This window comes from Paenibacillus uliginis N3/975 (assembly GCF_900177425.1).
In the GTDB taxonomy this organism is placed as follows: Bacteria; Bacillota; Bacilli; order Paenibacillales; family Paenibacillaceae; genus Paenibacillus_AQ; species Paenibacillus_AQ uliginis.
Genome location: NZ_LT840184.1, coordinates 3,936,114 through 3,952,155, shown reverse-complemented (window position 1 = coordinate 3,952,155; position 16,042 = coordinate 3,936,114). Strand labels below are relative to the sequence as shown.

The following is a 16,042-nucleotide window of genomic DNA, read 5'->3' as shown; positions in this document are numbered from 1 at the left end:
GAGCATGAACTTTAAGAGAATGTCAATCATCACTGTACTCGCAGTGGCACAAGTGTCAACGGTTGTACCTGTGAGTGCTCAGTCTTCTGCTGTCATGGTGCCCGGTCAAGTTATGGTTCAATCCGAGGCTGCGAACAGCGGGAATGTAGAACAGCAGCAATCTCAAGAATTGTTACAGCAAAGAGATAAAGCCTCAGAATCTGTAACGAGCTCATCGTTGACGCCAGATAACTCAGTACCCTTAGAAGAATCGTCACCTGATAAGAGCACCGATACCGATCTTAACGATCCGGATTCTGTTCAATCAAATGCTGATGAAAGCGGGAAGATTGACGATACCCAATCTCCATCAGAATCTATACCGGATGACGAATCAGTAACTGAAGAAGCAGAGAAGAATGAAGAAGATCAAGTGGGAACACAGGACGATCAGTCCCCGAATACGGAAGATCCTAAATCAAACTCTGTAGATTCTTCCATTAATGAGCTTATATTGCTCATGAACAGTGCCGATATGTACCACAACGGCAAGCATTATAAGGCAGCTCAGCCGATGGCTGTGAAAAATGGTGTATCGTACGTTTCCATCCGTGCGATGGTTGAACGTGTAGGTCTGAAGCTTTCATATAATAATACCACCAAAGAAACCATCATTATGAAAGACGGAAATGAACTACGTTTTAAAACGAATAGCAGCACTTATAAAGTTAACGGCGAGTCCCGGACGATGAAGGGCCCTTCTTATCAGTACAACAATACGTTTATGGTTCCTCTCACTTCCATCACACAGGCTCTTGGTATTCCATATAAAGTAAACCAGCCTGAGAAGAAAGTCATATTAGATTTGTCCGGCATCAACGGCAATGACAATGGAAGCGGTTCTGGAGGCGGATCTGTAGATCCTAAACCGCCGATTAATAATGAGCCAGGCCTTATTTTGATGATGAACAGTGACAAAATGTATCATAATGGAAAGCTGTATATAGCGGGACAGCCGATGGCTGTGAAGAACGGTATATCATATGTAGCCATTCGTTCCTTGGTTGAGCGCATTGGCCTAAAGCTTACTTATGACAGCAAAACAAAAGAAACGGTCATTATTCGCGGATCCGATGAACTGCGGTTTAAGACAGACAGCAAGTACTATACAGTGAACGGTGTTAAGACTAGCATGAAAGGTGCTGCTTATCAGACCAATAACGTGTTTATGGTTCCGCTGACGTCCATTACACAAGCACTTGATATTCCTTACAAAGTGGATCAAGCCAACAAGCGCATCATTCTTAACTTGGGCACCAAGCCGGTTGCTGCGTTTACTGTAGAGAACGATGAGATTTTTGCCGGAAAGACAAAGGTTAAATACAAGACGAATGCTTACTCCCCTAACGGGCTTCAGATCGTTAACGAGAAGTGGGAAGGCCGAGAGGACATATTTGCTGAGCCAGGTACGAGAACAATAACTTATTACGTACAGGATTCAAGCGGAGAATGGAGCGATCCGTATTCGGTGACCATTCGGGTGTTGGCCCCGAACGAACCGCCGGTAGCAATGTTCACTACGGATAAGGAAGAATATAAAATGGGTGAAAAAATCACCTATATTGATCAAAGTACAGACGATGAGAATGCGATTGTGAAGTGGGACTGGGACAATAATGCTTTAGCATTTTTTGCACCGGGACCAGCAACAATCGGATTAACGGTAACAGACAAGCATGGTGCGACGAGCTATTATGAGAAAACGATCATCATTAATGGTGAAACCTTTTACACCCGGGATGAATTCAATCAATTGTTCACCGAGATTGGTGAGAAATACATTTTTAACGGCGCAAATGTACCTTCCATGGATCTAGTTCCGTATACAAGAACTTCTGAGCCAAGAATGCTTATCCGCAGCAATAGCCCGGAGAGGGTTTATACAGAAGGCGTTGTATACCGCGAGACTGGTGTCGGGGCCACACGATTTATGATTCATCACCTGAATGAAACCGGTAAAAATGTAAAAATGTATGTCGTAGCGACAAACTTCAATGACACACGAGCATCATTGACAACAGAAAACGTCGGTTTCGGTGGTCCGATTAACATTCCGACGGCTACTGGTAAAGCGTCCGTTCAGAGATATTTCGAATCAATGCAGAGCGGTAAAGATTATCAGACGATTACACTCCAGCCTGGTGAAAGTAAAGTTATATTGAAAGAGTTAAGTGCTCAATCAATGAAAAACGATCAGGTTATATCTATGTTCGCCGATCTTTATACCGATTCACCGATTCGATATAATATTGTCATGATCGAAGAAAACAAAGATCCGATTCAAAAACTGCCTTTCTTGAAGTTGCATCCGAGTGATGGAATCCACAACCGTGGCACGTATCCGGATTCAACTCGTTTGATTGAATCAAACGAGCTAGTTGGCAAAACACCTGCACGTCTATCGATCGCAGATAAAGTGAACGATCCGAATCTGACCGGATACGATGGCATTACCGGATATGAAACGTCCAATGCAGGTAATTTCGGCGTCGTTTACCGCATCAAAATGAACCGTGTAGCGCCGAATACTTTGATCTCATTTAATCCGCGCGGAGGAAAGTATATGGGTGTGATTATGGTCAATGGCAATATTATAGGTGCGCCAAGTTCTGGCGCCGCATCCGCTCCTAACGAAGCTAGTGTTTTATTCCGTACAGGCCAATATGAGCAGTCGGTAGAGATCTTGTTTACAGCTGCCCCAGGCAGCAGCTTGCCGATTAGTCTTCTGTTCACGCCGTTGCCGGAACTGAAATCGAATTAAGCAAATCCTGCGTTAATGAATAGTGTCCCCCGGGTTTCCGCAGAAGCGGAGGCAAACGGGGGCTATTTATTTTAAGGGATAAGAAAGTGCTCCATGTGATCGGTTTTGGGTACGATGCTGTGCCTGATTCGTTTGACGAGGCGGATTTTTTCATGCATTATTAGAAGAAGATAGTTTTTGACATTTACGTTATACAGGAGGCTAACTGCGTATGCTGACGACGGAACAGATCATAGACGGTATGTCCGAGAACGGGCTGCGCATCACCGATCAGCGCAAAACGCTTGCCAAATTGTTTGGAGAGCATCCCGGGTATTTAACAGCCAAGGATGTGTATGAATATATGGGCAAAAAATACAGCGGCCTCAGCTTTGATACGGTGTACCGCAATCTTAGAGTGTTGTATGAACTCGGTGTCCTGGAGCAGGTTGTGTTTGAAGAAGGAATCAAATTTAGAGCACGCTGCAGTGAGGATCACCATCATCATCACATGATTTGCCTACAGTGTCAGAAGACCTACCCGATTAAATTCTGCCCTATGCAGGTGACAGATGGGCCGAAGGACTTTCAGGTGGTGCAGCACAAATTTGAAGTATTTGGATACTGTAAAGACTGTGTCAATGACAATACGATCACGAAAAAGCGTCCCTTGGCACAAAGCCATGCATCATGCGGTGGCGGGGAGCCGGAATCCACATTATGAGTAAGTTGACGGCCAGACGCGTAGTTCAGGTGCCGATTCATATATACCGCAAATGTATTTCGCCTTTGAAACCGGCTACATGCCGATTCTATCCTACTTGCTCTGCCTACGCTCTGGAAGCCATCGAAGTGCATGGAGCACTAAAGGGATCATGGCTCGCTGCGAAGCGGATTGCCCGGTGTCATCCTTTTAATCTGGGCGGAATTGATCTGGTTCCCCCTCGAAAAGGTTCTCCGAAGGATACAGAAGTCCAGAACTGATTACAGGCAGCCTTGACACTCTGCGGGTTCGTTGATTATATTGAAGTTATATAAAGTATTTCCGAGGAAGAGATAAGTACGAAAGGCAAGCCTTGTACAGAGAGCCGGGGTAGCTGCAAACCGGTCTGGGCGTATTTCGGAATATGGTCTTGGAGGAACCGCTTTTGAGCGATCCAGTATTCTCTGGCGTAAAGGAGCGGCGTGATCCAGCGTTAATGGACGGTCGTTCTTTCTTTAGAGATGACCGGTGAGCCTGGAACCCGTAAGGGTACAGGGAAATTGGGTGGTAACACGTGAGAACAACTCTCGTCCCATAGGGGCGGGGGTTTTTTGTTGTATTTTCACGTTCCGAAATCGATCACTAATCAGTGAAAAGGATGGTATGAATCATGACTGAAAAGAAGACGTTTTACATTACAACCCCAATCTATTATCCGAGCGACAAGCTCCATATCGGTCACGCTTACACGACCGTAGCTGGCGATGCTTTGGCTCGCTACAAACGGTTACGTGGATATGATGTCCGCTATCTGACCGGTACAGATGAGCACGGTCAGAAGATCGAGCGCAAAGCGGCGGAAGCCGGAAAGACGCCTCAGCAATTCGTTGATGACATTGTTGCGGGAATTAAGGATTTATGGAAGAAGCTTGACATCTCGAACGAGGATTTTATCCGCACAACGGAAAAGCGCCATACGCAGGTTGTCCAGGATGTGTTCGAACGTCTTCTGGAACAGGGTGATATTTATAAAGGCGATTATGAGGGATGGTACTGTACACCTTGTGAGTCTTTCTTCCTGGAGCGCCAGCTGGTGAACGGCAACTGCCCGGACTGCGGCAGACCAGTCGAGCTGGTTAAGGAAGAAAGCTATTTCTTCCGGATGAGCAAGTACGTAGACCGTCTGCTTCAGTTCTATGATGAGAATCCGGATTTCATTCAGCCGCTCTCCCGTAAGAACGAAATGATCAACAACTTTATCAAGCCGGGCCTCGAGGATCTGGCCGTATCACGTACTACCTATGAGTGGGGAGTTAAGGTGAAAAGCGATCCGAAACATGTGATTTATGTATGGATCGATGCGCTTTTGAATTATATTACCGCGCTAGGATACGGAACCGAGAACAGTTCGTTGTATGACAAATACTGGCCTGCTGACGTACATTTGATGAGCAAAGAAATCGTCCGGTTCCATACGATATACTGGCCGATTATCCTGATGGCTCTAGATGTACCGCTTCCGAAAAAGGTGTTCGCACACGGCTGGCTTCTCATGAAAGATGGAAAAATGTCGAAGTCTAAAGGCAATGTTGTCGATCCGGTCACCATGATTGACCGATATGGGCTTGATGCGCTTCGCTACTACTTGCTTCGCGAAGTTCCATTTGGTGCGGACGGCACTTTTACACCGGAAAGCTTCGTGGAACGCGTTAATTCCGATCTGGCCAACGATCTCGGCAACCTGCTGAATCGTACTGTGGCGATGGTTGATAAATATTTTGACGGAGAAGTACCTGCTTTCAAAGCAGGTGTAACCGCATTTGATGCTGCTATCGAAGAAGCAGCGAAGGCTGTTTATGACAAGGTGGAGGAGTCCATGGAAAACCTGGAATTCTCGGTAGCATTGACAGCGATCGGTCAATTCGTGAGCCGCAGCAACAAGTATATTGACGAAACACAGCCGTGGGGACTTGCTAAAGATGACAGCAAACGTGAAGAGCTTGCTTCTGTCATGAGTCACTTGGTGGAGTCTCTCCGGGTTGCTTCGATCCTGCTGCAGCCGTTCCTTACCCGCACACCGCTTAAAATTTGGCAACAGCTTGGAATACAGGAAGGTGAACTGACCACTTGGGAGAGTGGACGTCAGTTGGGAAGTATTCCTGTTGGAACGAAGCTTGTAAAAGGAGAGCCGATCTTCCCGCGTCTGGATGTTGAACAGGAGGTTGCTTATATCGTTGAGGCGATGACTGGAGGTGCCAAGGCTTCCGAAGAGGCAGCGAAATCTGAAGTCTCCGCTGATCCGGATGAAGAGATTGAGCATAAAGAAGAGATTGGAATCGAGGATTTCGCGAAGGTCGAACTTCGCGTAGCTCAGGTTCTCTCAGCCGAGCCGGTAAAAAAAGCAGACAAGCTGCTTAAACTCCAGCTCGATCTCGGCTATGAACAACGGCAGGTCGTCTCCGGCATTGCGAAGTTTTATAAGCCGGAGGATCTTGTCGGCCGCAAAGTTATCTGTGTAACGAACCTGAAGCCGGTCAAGCTTAGAGGAGAGCTTTCTCAGGGAATGATTTTGGCTGCTTCCAAAGGCAGTGAGCTTACGCTGGCAACGGTACCAGACAGCATGCCAAACGGAGCAATCGTAAAATAAAAAAAGCTTCATGAATGCTTACTTTCATAACGGTATACCCTGTTAAAGGGTATGCCGTTTTTGTTCTCTTTTAATCTAGCATCCTTATTCTTAATAGTAATTTTTACGATTAGGTTGACAAGACCTTTTATATACTCTTATAATCTTGTTAGTAATTATTACGATTTAATAGCAGATCGGAGTGCATTAAGAGATGAACAATAGAAGAACAATAGGTTACGGAGCACTAATGCTGGCATTTTTGCTGGTTATTTCAGGCTGCGGAAGTAAATCGGGCGGAATCGTTGAGGATAAGATCAATGTGATGACAACGATTTATCCGATTTATGAATTTACGAAAGAGATTGGTGGAGATGAAGTCAATGTCATCAATCTGCTTCCTGCTGGCGTAGAGCCGCATGACTGGACTCCAAAGAGCCAGGATATCGTCAACACCTCAAAGGCACAGTTGTTTCTGTACAATGGCGCAGGTCTTGAAGGATGGGCTCCAGCCTTTCTGAAGGGGCTGGATAAAGACACGAAGGTGAAGCCGGTGGAGGTTAGCAAGGGAGTTAAGCTGATTTCTTCCGAAGGCGATGATGGTCATGGTCATGGAGATGAGGGAGGAGCAGAAGAGCAGCATGATCACCATGTAGATCCACATACATGGGTTAGTCCGAAGTCTGCTTTGATTATGGCTGAGAATATCCGCAACAGCCTTGTAGAGATCGACCCGGACCATGCTGATAGATATGAGCAACGATACGCTGCACTGAAACAAAAACTGGAGAAGCTGGATGAATCGTTTTCGTCTCAACTGTCCGGTTTGCCTAAACAAGAGATCGTTGTCTCCCATCAGGCGTTTGGCTATTTGGCGAGAGATTACAACCTTGAGCAGTACGCCATCATGGGGTTGTCGCCGGATGCTGAGCCCCGAGCACAAGATCTGGTTAAGCTGACAAAGACGGTTAAAGAGAAAGGTATTCGTTACATTTTCTTTGAAGAGTTAGTTTCTGATAAACTGGCCAAAACCTTGGCTTCCGAGACCGGTGTAGAGACGCTCGTACTTAACCCCGTTGAAGGTTTAACCAAAGAGCAGGAGCAAAAGGGAGATAACTACTTTACGCTGATGGAGAAAAATTTGCAAAATCTTACTAAGGCTTTACAATGAATAAGGATGGACTCAAGAAATTTACTAGAAAGGCGGCTAAGGTATGATACCGGTATCTCAGGATTGCCACCAATCGATTATACAACTGAAAGATATATCATTCTCTTACCGGGAACAGCAGGTTATTAAAGACCTTAATTTTGCCGTCAAAGAACGTGATTTTGTCGGTATAGTAGGCTCCAACGGAGCCGGTAAAACAACACTGCTACGGATGATTGTCGGCCTTCTGCCTGCCGCACAGGGCAGCATCGAGCTATTCGGACAACCGATACGTAAATTCCGTGACTGGGAGCGTATTGGATATGTGCCTCAGAAGAATGCGTTCAACCCTTTATTTCCGGCTACCGTACGGGAAGTTATTATGTCGGGATTATACAACAGAAAAAATATGTTCCGCCGGGTAAGCCGTCAGCAGCAGCAAAAGTGCGACGATGCGCTTGAGGTTATGCGGATTCAAGACATAGCGGATAAGCGCATAGGCCAGCTGTCAGGTGGACAGCAGCAGCGTGTATTTCTCGCAAGAGCCTTGATTAACCGTCCCGATCTGCTTATTTTGGATGAGCCCACCATTGGCATTGATGCTGAAACTCAGGCAAGCTTTTTTGAACTGATCACACATATGCATGCTCATCACAACATGACCTTTTTAATGGTGACGCATGATATGGATATGGTTAAGGATTATTTGGGAGCTTCACCGGTCCAGCAAAACGGTAAAATACAGTTTTTCGTTCGGCATTCACACGAAATTGAGGATTGTGCAGAGCAGGATTTGCAGCACACACTCGTTTAATGAATCTATGTAGAGCACGCGAAGGAGTCGTTATCATTGCTTGATATTATACAAAGTGATTTTTTCCAGCGGGCACTCCTGGGCGGCATTTTGATCGGTTTAACAGCACCGCTTATCGGTATCTTTCTGGTGCTGCGGAGATTGTCCATGATTGGAGATACGCTGTCTCACGTTACAATAGCGGGGGTAGCACTTGGTTTTCTGATCGAGGTATATCCGCTGGCAGCCGGACTTGTGTTTGCTGTAGTGGCTTCATTTGCTATCGAGAAGCTCCGAAAGGCATACAAAAGCTACGCCGAGCTGTCCATCGCGATTATAATGTCTGGAGGTATTGCGCTGGCATCACTCTTTTTCACATTAGGAATGGGTTATAATACAGACGTTATGAGTTATCTATTCGGTAGCATATATACACTCGATACGATGGATCTTTATATGGTCGGTGGTGTAACGTTAGTTGTGGTCGTGGTCGTCGGACTGTTGTTTAAGGAGTTTTTCCTGCTTAGCTTTGAGGAAGATGCAGCAAGCGTGAGCGGTCTTCCCGTCAAAATGATGAACATGCTAATCACGGTACTTACAGCGTTAGTTGTAAGTACAGCAATCAAAATAGTAGGTGCTCTGCTCGTTTCTGCGCTTCTGACCATTCCGGTTGCCATCAGTCTTCTGCTTGCGAAGAGCTTTCGATCTTCTATTGTGCTGTCAGTCATCATATCGGAGATTGCGGTCATTATGGGGCTTATATTAGCTGGGGTGTTCAATCTGGCGCCAGGGGCAACCATTGTTTTGTTGCTAATCGCTTTGCTTACCGTTACACTAGTCGGTAAAAAAGGTTTAGCAACATAAGGGGGATAATGTAATGGATGATATTAATATCTGGATCGCGTTCGCGGCAGGTTTTGCTTCTTTCATATCACCGTGCTGTCTGCCTCTATACCCGTCCTACTTGTCTATTATTACGGGAATGTCAGTTAATGAGCTAAAAACGGAACAGAACCGGAAGGAAGTCCGCAGGCGCACACTAACTCATACGCTGGCGTTCATCCTTGGGTTCTCTGCCGTTTATTATACGCTCGGCTGGGGTGCCGGAAAATTCGGAGAAATATTTGTAGAGTATCAGGATCTGATCCGGCAGCTTTCAGCACTTCTTATTATTTTGATGGGTCTAATGCTGTTAGGTATTTTTCAACCTAAATTTCTGATGAAGGACCGGAAGTTTGATTTCAAATCCAAACCGACCGGATACATAGGTACATTTTTATTCGGAATCGGGTTCGCAGCAGGGTGGTCGCCCTGTGTAGGTCCGATTCTGATGGCCATTATTGCGATGGCTGCAACGGATCCAAGCACATGGTTCCCACTGATTACTTCATATTCACTGGGCTTTGCTGTACCATTTTTCATTCTTGCATTCTTTATAGGGTCGACCAAGTGGATTCTTAAATACTCGGGAACCATAATGAAAGTCGGCGGTGTGCTGATGATTTTGATGGGTATTCTGCTGTTTACAAACCAAATGTTCAGAATTACGATCTGGCTGCAGTCACTGACACCAGAATGGTTAAGATTTTAAGTAAAGTAATCAATCTTTGCCATTGGAAAATATTCAAAAATCCGCTCTGTGATAAATTCGCGCAGGGCGGTTTGTTGTTCATTGGGATATACATACTTATATTGACCCCAGCGCCCCCATTTCTGCTTTCGTTTCGCGATATCCATTTCAAGCTTGGATTTCGGATATCTTTTCTCGATGACATTTTTAGCTGTCTTTGTAAACCGATGCTGGATCATCTCAAATGTTAAACCGTCCGTCACATCAGAAGGAAGTGCCTTTGCCAGGCGTTCCAGAAGTTCGGCATAACCCTTTTCCCAGCCGTCATACCAGATGATGGGGGCTATAATAAAACCCAGCGGATAACCGGCATGAGCGATTTTAGCAGCTGCGTCAATCCGTTCATCGAATCTGGAGGTCGCGGGCTCAAATTGCCTTATGACATAGTCTGAGTTGATGCTGAAACGGATGCGGGTGTGATTGTTGTGTTTTATATCTAGCAGCGGCCAGACATGATGGAATTTGGTTACAAATCTCAAGCGCCCGAATTCCTCATTGGCCATGAATTGAATCAGCTCCTGCAGAGACCCGGTGATGTGCTCAAGTCCTACGGGGTCTGAAGTACAAGCCGCTTCAAATGTTGTAATCTGGGGCGCTCTTTCCTCAATATACTCTTTAGCTTTGCTTAGGATTTGATCTGTATTCACATAGACACGGATATAGGGTTTTGCTCCAAGAGTGGTTTGCAAATAACAGTAATGGCAGTGGCCCATACAGCCTGTTGAGATCGGAATTGCGTAATCAGCTGAAGGTTTGGACTGGTCGAAGGTTAATGTCTTTCGGACACCTACAACTAACGTTCTTTTAGCAATCCGATATTTTTCCTGTTCGGTTTCACCTGGCAGATTTGTAATCCGGTTATGAGAGGTGGTCATTCGGTATTCAATGCCCCTCGTTGTCACAAAGTCCATAATTTGTTTGCCTTTTGGATATTCTAATGCTCCGGGTTCAAAATAAACAAGATCCGGAATGAACGGCCGAGTGCTTTTTAAGGTACGAGCGGGACGTACCAATGTTTGTTTGGTCATTGTTACGCCTTCCTTTCACCTGAGAGTATGTATATTGTGCTCACGCAAAGCGGCTTCAACCCGTGCCAATAATGAGCAAGGTTTTGGACCAGGACTTGCCAAGAGCTCTCTGAAACATGTATCATTACATGTGCAGGTAAAAAGGAAATTAGAGTCACGTAATTTTTAGAAAAGAGGGAAAAAGATGCCGACACCTAGCATGGAGGATTATTTGGAGCGCATCTACAAGCTGATTGACGAGAAGGGATATGCGCGCGTTTCGGATATTGCCGAAGGCTTGGAGGTTCACCCCTCATCCGTCACGAAAATGATTCAGAAGCTTGATAAAGATGAATATTTAATTTACGAAAAATATCGTGGTCTTGTACTGACGAGCAAAGGCAAGAAGATGGGTAAACGGTTAATGGCCCGCCATCAACTGCTCGAAGAGTTCCTTGGCCTGATTGGTGTTCAGGAAGAGAACATTTATAGGGATGTTGAAGGGATCGAGCATCATTTAAGCTGGGATTCCATCACTCGTATTGAAACGCTAGTAGAATTTTTCAAACGTGACGAGAATCGTCTCCAGAAGTTGCGTGACATTCACAACGAGCTAGTCAGCGAATCGTAACAGGGCATCTGTCCACTGGAGACAGATGCTTTTTTTTACTTTACCTGCAAATCTATCATTGCTGGAGGATTTATGGAATGAAATTTCGAAGATGGTTGTTGGTGCTGTTATTGTCGTTATTATGTCTCCCGTCGGTCGTTCCTGCTGCGCAGGCAAAGAGTCCGGGCATCAGCATCTTTCTGGATGGACAAAAGCTAGACAGCGATATTTCTCCATACATATTGCCCAAGGTGAACGTCACCATGGTTCCGACCCGCGTGATCAGCGAAGGATTAGGTGCCTCGGTTAACTGGGATCAGAAATCTAAAACGGTAACTGTAAGTAAAGACGGATTACAACTTGTTATGACCTCGGGACGAACTACCGCTCTCGTTAACGGTTCATCCGTTTCGCTGGATGCTTCCGTACAGATCAAAAACAGTAGAGTGATGGTGCCGATCCGATTTATAAGCGAAAATTTAGGATTGACGGTGAAATGGAATCAAGCGGCTCAGCAAATATCATTAACCAGTACACAGGTAACTCCTCCGGTGGATCCCGGTATTCCTGTGCCAGATAATGAAAAAATACGAGGCGTTTGGATATCAACGGTATTTAACCTGGACTGGCCTTCAACCAAAAATAATATTCTGAAGCAGCAGAACGAATATACGACGCTTTTGGACACACTTCAGGATACGGGTATAAATGCGGTGTTCGTTCAGGTTCGACCAGCGGGTGATGCGTTGTATCCGTCCGAGATTGTTCCTTGGTCGAAAGTGTTGACAGGTACACAAGGAGTTGATCCCGGGTATGATCCTTTAGCATTTATGGTAGAGGAAACACATCGTAGGGGAATGGAGTTTCACGCCTGGTTTAATCCTTTCAGGGCTAACTCAGAAACATCAACGGCTGGATTGGCTCCAAACCACGTCGCGCTGACGCATCCTGAATGGATGATTAAAGTGAACAACCAGTTGATGATTAATCCGGGTATACCTGAAGCCCGTCAGCATATCATTGATGCGATTATGGAAGTCGTAAGTGGGTACGAAATTGATGGAATTCATTTAGACGATTATTTCTATCCTTCTAACGCAACGATTAATGATGCAGCAACTTACAAAACTTACAATGACGGTTCCTTCACAGACATTGGAGACTGGCGCCGTGGTAACATTAACACGTTTGTACAGACTCTTGGAGATAGCATTAACCGTGTCAAGCCTTCCGTTGAGTTCGGTATCAGTCCATTTGGGGTGTGGCGAAATAAATCAGCTGACCCAACTGGATCGGATACGTCGGCCGGAGTGACAGCTTATGACAGCATGTATGCAGATTTACGCACCTGGATTCGTAATGGGTGGATTGATTACATTGCTCCACAAATTTACTGGAGTATGAATTTTACGGCCGCCGATTACGATAAGCTGGTAGATTGGTGGGTAAACGAAGTTAAGGGCACAGATGTAGATCTGCTGATCGGACATGCCGCATATAAAGTGGGAGATCTGAAACAGGAGAAGAGCTGGCACACTGCTTCTGAAATTATTGCCCAATTACAGTACAACGAACAGTTCAACGAAATAGACGGAAGTATCTTTTTCAGAGCAAAGAACCTTATAAGCAATCCGCTCGGACTTCTTGATCAATTGAAATTATATTATCAATCATAACGTGCAAGTCCTATAGGAATGATTAATCCCCCGCTCACATACATAGTCAATAGACCATGTGAGGCGGGGGATTTGCATATGCATATCAATGCCGTATTTGAGGGCGGTGGAGTTAAAGGGATCTCGTTGGCGGGAGCTGTAAAAGCAGCCGAACTTGCTGGAGTCCATTTCAGCAGAGTTGCTGGAACATCTTCAGGCTCTATTGTTGCTGCAGTTTTGGCGGCAGGGTACACAGCAGATGAAATGAAGAAAATTATTGAAGCAACACCTTTTCAATCATTACTGAAGCGAGCACCTTTCTTTAACACCCGAATCATAGGTCCTGCACTTAGAGTACTCATCAAAAAAGGGTTGTACTCGGGTGAAGCACTGGAAAACTGGATTCGCCGAATATTGCTGGATAAAGGAATATTTACGTTTTCTGATATTCCTGCCGGGAAGCTGTACATTGTAGCCTCGGATATTACTAATGGTAAACTTCTGGTGCTTCCGGATGACTTGCGTCATTACGGAATTAACCCGTCAACCTTTCCGGTAGCCAAGGCTGTCCGCATGAGCTGTAGCATTCCTTATTTTTTTGATCCTGTCATCTTACGGTTGATTGGAGCACCTGCTCGAGGGAAATCTTTCAACGAGCAATTCGTTTATGTGGTAGATGGCGGCTTGCTTAGTAACTTTCCGCTTTGGCTGTTTGACCGTCAGTCCAAAGGAGGACCAGAACCTCTTCCGGTTGTCGGGTTTCAAATGGTCGGTAAGAACCGAAATGATCCCCATCACATTGACGGGCCTGTCAGCATGCTGACAGCCATGTTTGAAACGATGCTCTCTGCACATGATGAACGTTATATCGAGCAGCAAAATCGGGATCGTACCATCAAAATTCCTACGCTTGGTATTAGCACAACTCATTTCAATCTTTCAACAGCAGAAAGCATGAAGTTGTATGAATCAGGTTTAAAGGCGGGGAAGGAATTTTTCTCCTCGTGGAGACCAGGTCAATAAGATATAAAAAACCGTCCGGCTATGCGCGATTAACGCTGCCGGACGGTTTTTGTTCTAATGATATTTGGGTGCGTCATCGGACGGATCATTCTTTCCTTTCTGACCGTCAATGACCTGAAATGGATACTGTTTCCGCTTCGGTGAAGGGCCGCTACTCTTCCGTGATGTGTTACTTCTGGCTGCCATTTTGGCAGCAGTCTTCTTGGAAGGTTTGATCTTGGGCCGTTGAGTCTTACTGAAGCGGGATGGTGGAAACTTATAGAGTATAAACACAACTCCTACCACAATCAAGGGAATAAAAAACTCGGGTGTAAACAAATTCAACACAATTCCGAGTGCAGCAAGTGCAATCATGATCCAAAAAATAATGAATTGGATATTCAGCCTTTTCATGGATTACTCATCCTTTCGCGGGATCCAGAACACTTCCTGCCATCGGCTGCTGAACTGTGACTTTTTCATATTGGGCATCCAGCTCACGCATCCGGTTAAAGGAGGCAATGGACACTTCCACTTGATCGTCTGCCGGTTCTTTTGTTGTCAACAGTTGAAGCCAGAGTCCGGGATATCCAAGGAAACGGAGAACTGGAACTTCTCTGAGGGAATTTGTGAGTTTCAAAAATTCAAAGGACACTCCAAGCACAAGGGGCAGAAGAGCAATCCGCTGGATGATGCGTTCTGTCATCGTATCCCAAGGCACTACGGAATAAACGACAACGCCCAGCACGATGGTCATCATCATAAAGCTGCTACCACAACGGTAATGAAGCCGGGTGTGCTTTTGAACATTTTTAACGGTCAGTTCTTCTCCAGCTTCAAATGCCGTAATCACTTTATGCTCCGCACCATGATACTGGAACAACCGCTTGATGACGGGAGTAAGCGATATACCCCATAGATAGGCAAGAAGGAGTATGAGTTTAATGACGCCTTCAACCAGATTATGAAGTACATAATGATCAAATGAGTCACCGAACAAAAAATCTTCTACAAATACAGGAACAAGTGTAAACAAGAGTTTACCGAAAATAAAGGAAAGTACGCTGACGGCTGCGACACCGATAATCATGCTGAGACTCCAGCCTGATTCTTCCTTTTCTTTTTGCTGTGCACGTTCTTCTGGTTCCAGAGTGTCATCGGCATAAGCGTCGGCTGAGAAATTGAGATGTTTGGAGCCCTTGATGCTCGAATCTATTAGACTGATGATGCCGCGAAGAAGCGGAATTTTACGGAGCTTGCGAATCCAAGTCTTGTCTTCACGAGGCACCTCAAGAAACTTGATCTCGTTGTTTTTTCTCCGAACAGCCGTGACGTTTACATGTTTGCCGCCGAACATTACACCCTCGATGACGGCTTGACCACCGTAGCTAACCGGAGCTGACTTTTGGGACAACCATTTCACCTTCCTGTCTGAAATTAAGAACTTTAATACCATTGTAGCGAATTTTTGAAGTAATTTCTAGTTGGATTAGGCTTACAAGAACGGAGCATAATAATTATGTGAAAAAGAAGTTTCAGATTTTAGGCAAAGCTGTTAGTGCTGAAGGGAGTTCTGTAAAGATGAATCAGACACATGATCGGTCCGAAGGGATCCATACCAACCGTTTTTTCTTCGCATTAGAGCTTGGCTTCTATGCAGGTTTTATCTGGGGAGCAATCCGCTGGATTTTCTATGCCTTTCATTTTAGTTCCATACTTCCGGGATTTATCCTGGAGCCGTTTTTCAAGCATTCTTTCTTAATAAGTACAGCTGGCCAGGTAGCTGGATGGCTGTCATTTATTGTTCTCTCAGTTATCGCATCACTGGTTTACGTTTATCTTTTACGAAGAGCCAAGGGGCCTTGGCCGGGGATTGCCTACGGGATTGTATGGTGGGTTGTACTGTTTATTGTACTCGAACCATTTCTGCATTTGACATTGCCCATTAAACGTCTGACATGGGATACAAACATATCTGAAATATGTCTGTTCCTGCTGTGGGGTCTGTTTATCGGATATACAGTAGCACAGGAATATACGGATGAAAAACAGCGAGAACCCCAGAAGGTGCTGAGCTGAAGCAAAAA

General features: G+C 45.3%; 15 protein-coding genes. 12 read left to right on the top strand and 3 right to left on the bottom strand.

Annotated elements, in window-relative coordinates; genetic code table 11:
- Window positions 1–4 precede the first annotated feature (4 nt).
- From B9N86_RS18775 to B9N86_RS18740, 8 genes are all read left to right on the top strand, one after another.
- Complete coding sequence (locus B9N86_RS18775; protein ID WP_208914663.1) at window positions 5–2,800, top strand: copper amine oxidase N-terminal domain-containing protein; 2,796 nt, start codon at window positions 5–7, stop codon at window positions 2,798–2,800.
- 211 nt (window positions 2,801–3,011) lie between these two features.
- On the top strand, window positions 3,012–3,503 hold the full coding sequence (locus B9N86_RS18770) for a Fur family transcriptional regulator (RefSeq protein WP_244562752.1): 492 nt from the start codon (window positions 3,012–3,014) through the stop codon (window positions 3,501–3,503).
- Complete coding sequence (yidD, locus tag B9N86_RS18765; RefSeq protein ID WP_208914662.1) at window positions 3,500–3,763, top strand: membrane protein insertion efficiency factor YidD; 264 nt, start codon at window positions 3,500–3,502, stop codon at window positions 3,761–3,763. The genes B9N86_RS18770 and yidD overlap by 4 nt, the downstream gene beginning before the upstream one ends.
- Before the next feature lie 389 nt (window positions 3,764–4,152).
- The gene (gene metG, locus B9N86_RS18760) at window positions 4,153–6,129 is read left to right on the top strand and encodes a methionine--tRNA ligase (protein WP_208914661.1); all 1,977 of its coding nucleotides are present in this window, start codon (window positions 4,153–4,155) and stop codon (window positions 6,127–6,129) included.
- A gap of 193 nt (window positions 6,130–6,322) precedes the next feature.
- The gene (locus tag B9N86_RS18755; protein ID WP_210190590.1) at window positions 6,323–7,279 is read left to right on the top strand and encodes a metal ABC transporter substrate-binding protein; all 957 of its coding nucleotides are present in this window, start codon (window positions 6,323–6,325) and stop codon (window positions 7,277–7,279) included.
- A 43-nt stretch (window positions 7,280–7,322) separates the two neighbouring features.
- On the top strand, window positions 7,323–8,072 hold the full coding sequence (locus B9N86_RS18750) for a metal ABC transporter ATP-binding protein (RefSeq protein ID WP_208914660.1): 750 nt from the start codon (window positions 7,323–7,325) through the stop codon (window positions 8,070–8,072).
- Window positions 8,073–8,108: 36 nt separating this feature from the next.
- Window positions 8,109–8,915, top strand: a complete 807-nt coding sequence (locus B9N86_RS18745; RefSeq protein ID WP_208914659.1) for a metal ABC transporter permease — start codon at window positions 8,109–8,111, stop codon at window positions 8,913–8,915.
- Window positions 8,916–8,928: 13 nt separating this feature from the next.
- Window positions 8,929–9,642: a cytochrome c biogenesis CcdA family protein gene (locus B9N86_RS18740; protein WP_208914658.1), complete on the top strand. Its 714-nt coding sequence runs from the start codon at window positions 8,929–8,931 to the stop codon at window positions 9,640–9,642.
- Here the strand turns inward: B9N86_RS18740 and splB are convergent.
- Window positions 9,639–10,709 carry a spore photoproduct lyase gene (gene splB, locus B9N86_RS18735; protein WP_208914657.1) on the bottom strand — a complete coding sequence of 357 codons (1,071 nt, stop codon included), beginning with the start codon at window positions 10,707–10,709 and terminating at the stop codon, window positions 9,639–9,641. The genes B9N86_RS18740 and splB overlap by 4 nt on opposite strands.
- A 184-nt stretch (window positions 10,710–10,893) precedes the next feature.
- On the opposite strand from splB, the gene mntR reads away from it, so the two are divergent.
- The 3 genes from mntR (at window position 10,894) to B9N86_RS18720 (ending at window position 13,976) form a co-directional block, all read left to right on the top strand.
- The gene (gene mntR / locus B9N86_RS18730) at window positions 10,894–11,319 is read left to right on the top strand and encodes a transcriptional regulator MntR (protein WP_208914656.1); all 426 of its coding nucleotides are present in this window, start codon (window positions 10,894–10,896) and stop codon (window positions 11,317–11,319) included.
- Between the two features lie 77 nt (window positions 11,320–11,396).
- The gene (locus tag B9N86_RS18725; protein ID WP_208914655.1) at window positions 11,397–12,974 is read left to right on the top strand and encodes a family 10 glycosylhydrolase; all 1,578 of its coding nucleotides are present in this window, start codon (window positions 11,397–11,399) and stop codon (window positions 12,972–12,974) included.
- A gap of 78 nt (window positions 12,975–13,052) precedes the next feature.
- Window positions 13,053–13,976 (top strand): patatin-like phospholipase family protein, encoded by a 924-nt coding sequence (locus tag B9N86_RS18720; RefSeq protein ID WP_208914654.1) that lies wholly within the window; start codon window positions 13,053–13,055, stop codon window positions 13,974–13,976.
- Between the two features lie 54 nt (window positions 13,977–14,030).
- Here B9N86_RS18720 and B9N86_RS18715 read toward each other — a convergent pair whose 3' ends face one another.
- Window positions 14,031–14,369 carry a hypothetical protein gene (locus tag B9N86_RS18715; RefSeq protein WP_208914653.1) on the bottom strand — a complete coding sequence of 113 codons (339 nt, stop codon included), beginning with the start codon at window positions 14,367–14,369 and terminating at the stop codon, window positions 14,031–14,033.
- A 7-nt stretch (window positions 14,370–14,376) separates the two neighbouring features.
- Window positions 14,377–15,369 (bottom strand): DUF1385 domain-containing protein, encoded by a 993-nt coding sequence (locus B9N86_RS18710; protein WP_208914652.1) that lies wholly within the window; start codon window positions 15,367–15,369, stop codon window positions 14,377–14,379.
- Between the two features lie 167 nt (window positions 15,370–15,536).
- Here B9N86_RS18710 and B9N86_RS18705 point away from each other — a divergent pair, with 167 nt between their 5' ends.
- On the top strand, window positions 15,537–16,034 hold the full coding sequence (locus B9N86_RS18705; protein WP_208914651.1) for a YqhR family membrane protein: 498 nt from the start codon (window positions 15,537–15,539) through the stop codon (window positions 16,032–16,034).
- The last annotated feature ends 8 nt before the right edge of the window (window positions 16,035–16,042 follow it).

Excerpts from the sequence above, each read along its gene's own strand:
- B9N86_RS18720 (WP_208914654.1), top strand. The coding sequence starts at position 13,053 with ATGCATATCAATGCCGTATTTGAGGGCGGTGGAGTTAAAGGGATCTCG.
- B9N86_RS18770 (WP_244562752.1), top strand. The coding sequence starts at position 3,012 with ATGCTGACGACGGAACAGATCATAGACGGTATGTCCGAGAACGGGCTG.
- B9N86_RS18740 (WP_208914658.1), top strand. The coding sequence starts at position 8,929 with ATGGATGATATTAATATCTGGATCGCGTTCGCGGCAGGTTTTGCTTCT.
- metG (WP_208914661.1), top strand. The coding sequence starts at position 4,153 with ATGACTGAAAAGAAGACGTTTTACATTACAACCCCAATCTATTATCCG.
- B9N86_RS18705 (WP_208914651.1), top strand. The coding sequence starts at position 15,537 with ATGAATCAGACACATGATCGGTCCGAAGGGATCCATACCAACCGTTTT.
- yidD (WP_208914662.1), top strand. The coding sequence starts at position 3,500 with ATGAGTAAGTTGACGGCCAGACGCGTAGTTCAGGTGCCGATTCATATA.
- B9N86_RS18775 (WP_208914663.1), top strand. The coding sequence starts at position 5 with ATGAACTTTAAGAGAATGTCAATCATCACTGTACTCGCAGTGGCACAA.
- B9N86_RS18715 (WP_208914653.1), bottom strand. The coding sequence starts at position 14,369 with ATGAAAAGGCTGAATATCCAATTCATTATTTTTTGGATCATGATTGCA.
- B9N86_RS18755 (WP_210190590.1), top strand. The coding sequence starts at position 6,323 with ATGAACAATAGAAGAACAATAGGTTACGGAGCACTAATGCTGGCATTT.
- B9N86_RS18725 (WP_208914655.1), top strand. The coding sequence starts at position 11,397 with ATGAAATTTCGAAGATGGTTGTTGGTGCTGTTATTGTCGTTATTATGT.
- B9N86_RS18750 (WP_208914660.1), top strand. The coding sequence starts at position 7,323 with ATGATACCGGTATCTCAGGATTGCCACCAATCGATTATACAACTGAAA.
- mntR (WP_208914656.1), top strand. The coding sequence starts at position 10,894 with ATGCCGACACCTAGCATGGAGGATTATTTGGAGCGCATCTACAAGCTG.
- splB (WP_208914657.1), bottom strand. The coding sequence starts at position 10,709 with ATGACCAAACAAACATTGGTACGTCCCGCTCGTACCTTAAAAAGCACT.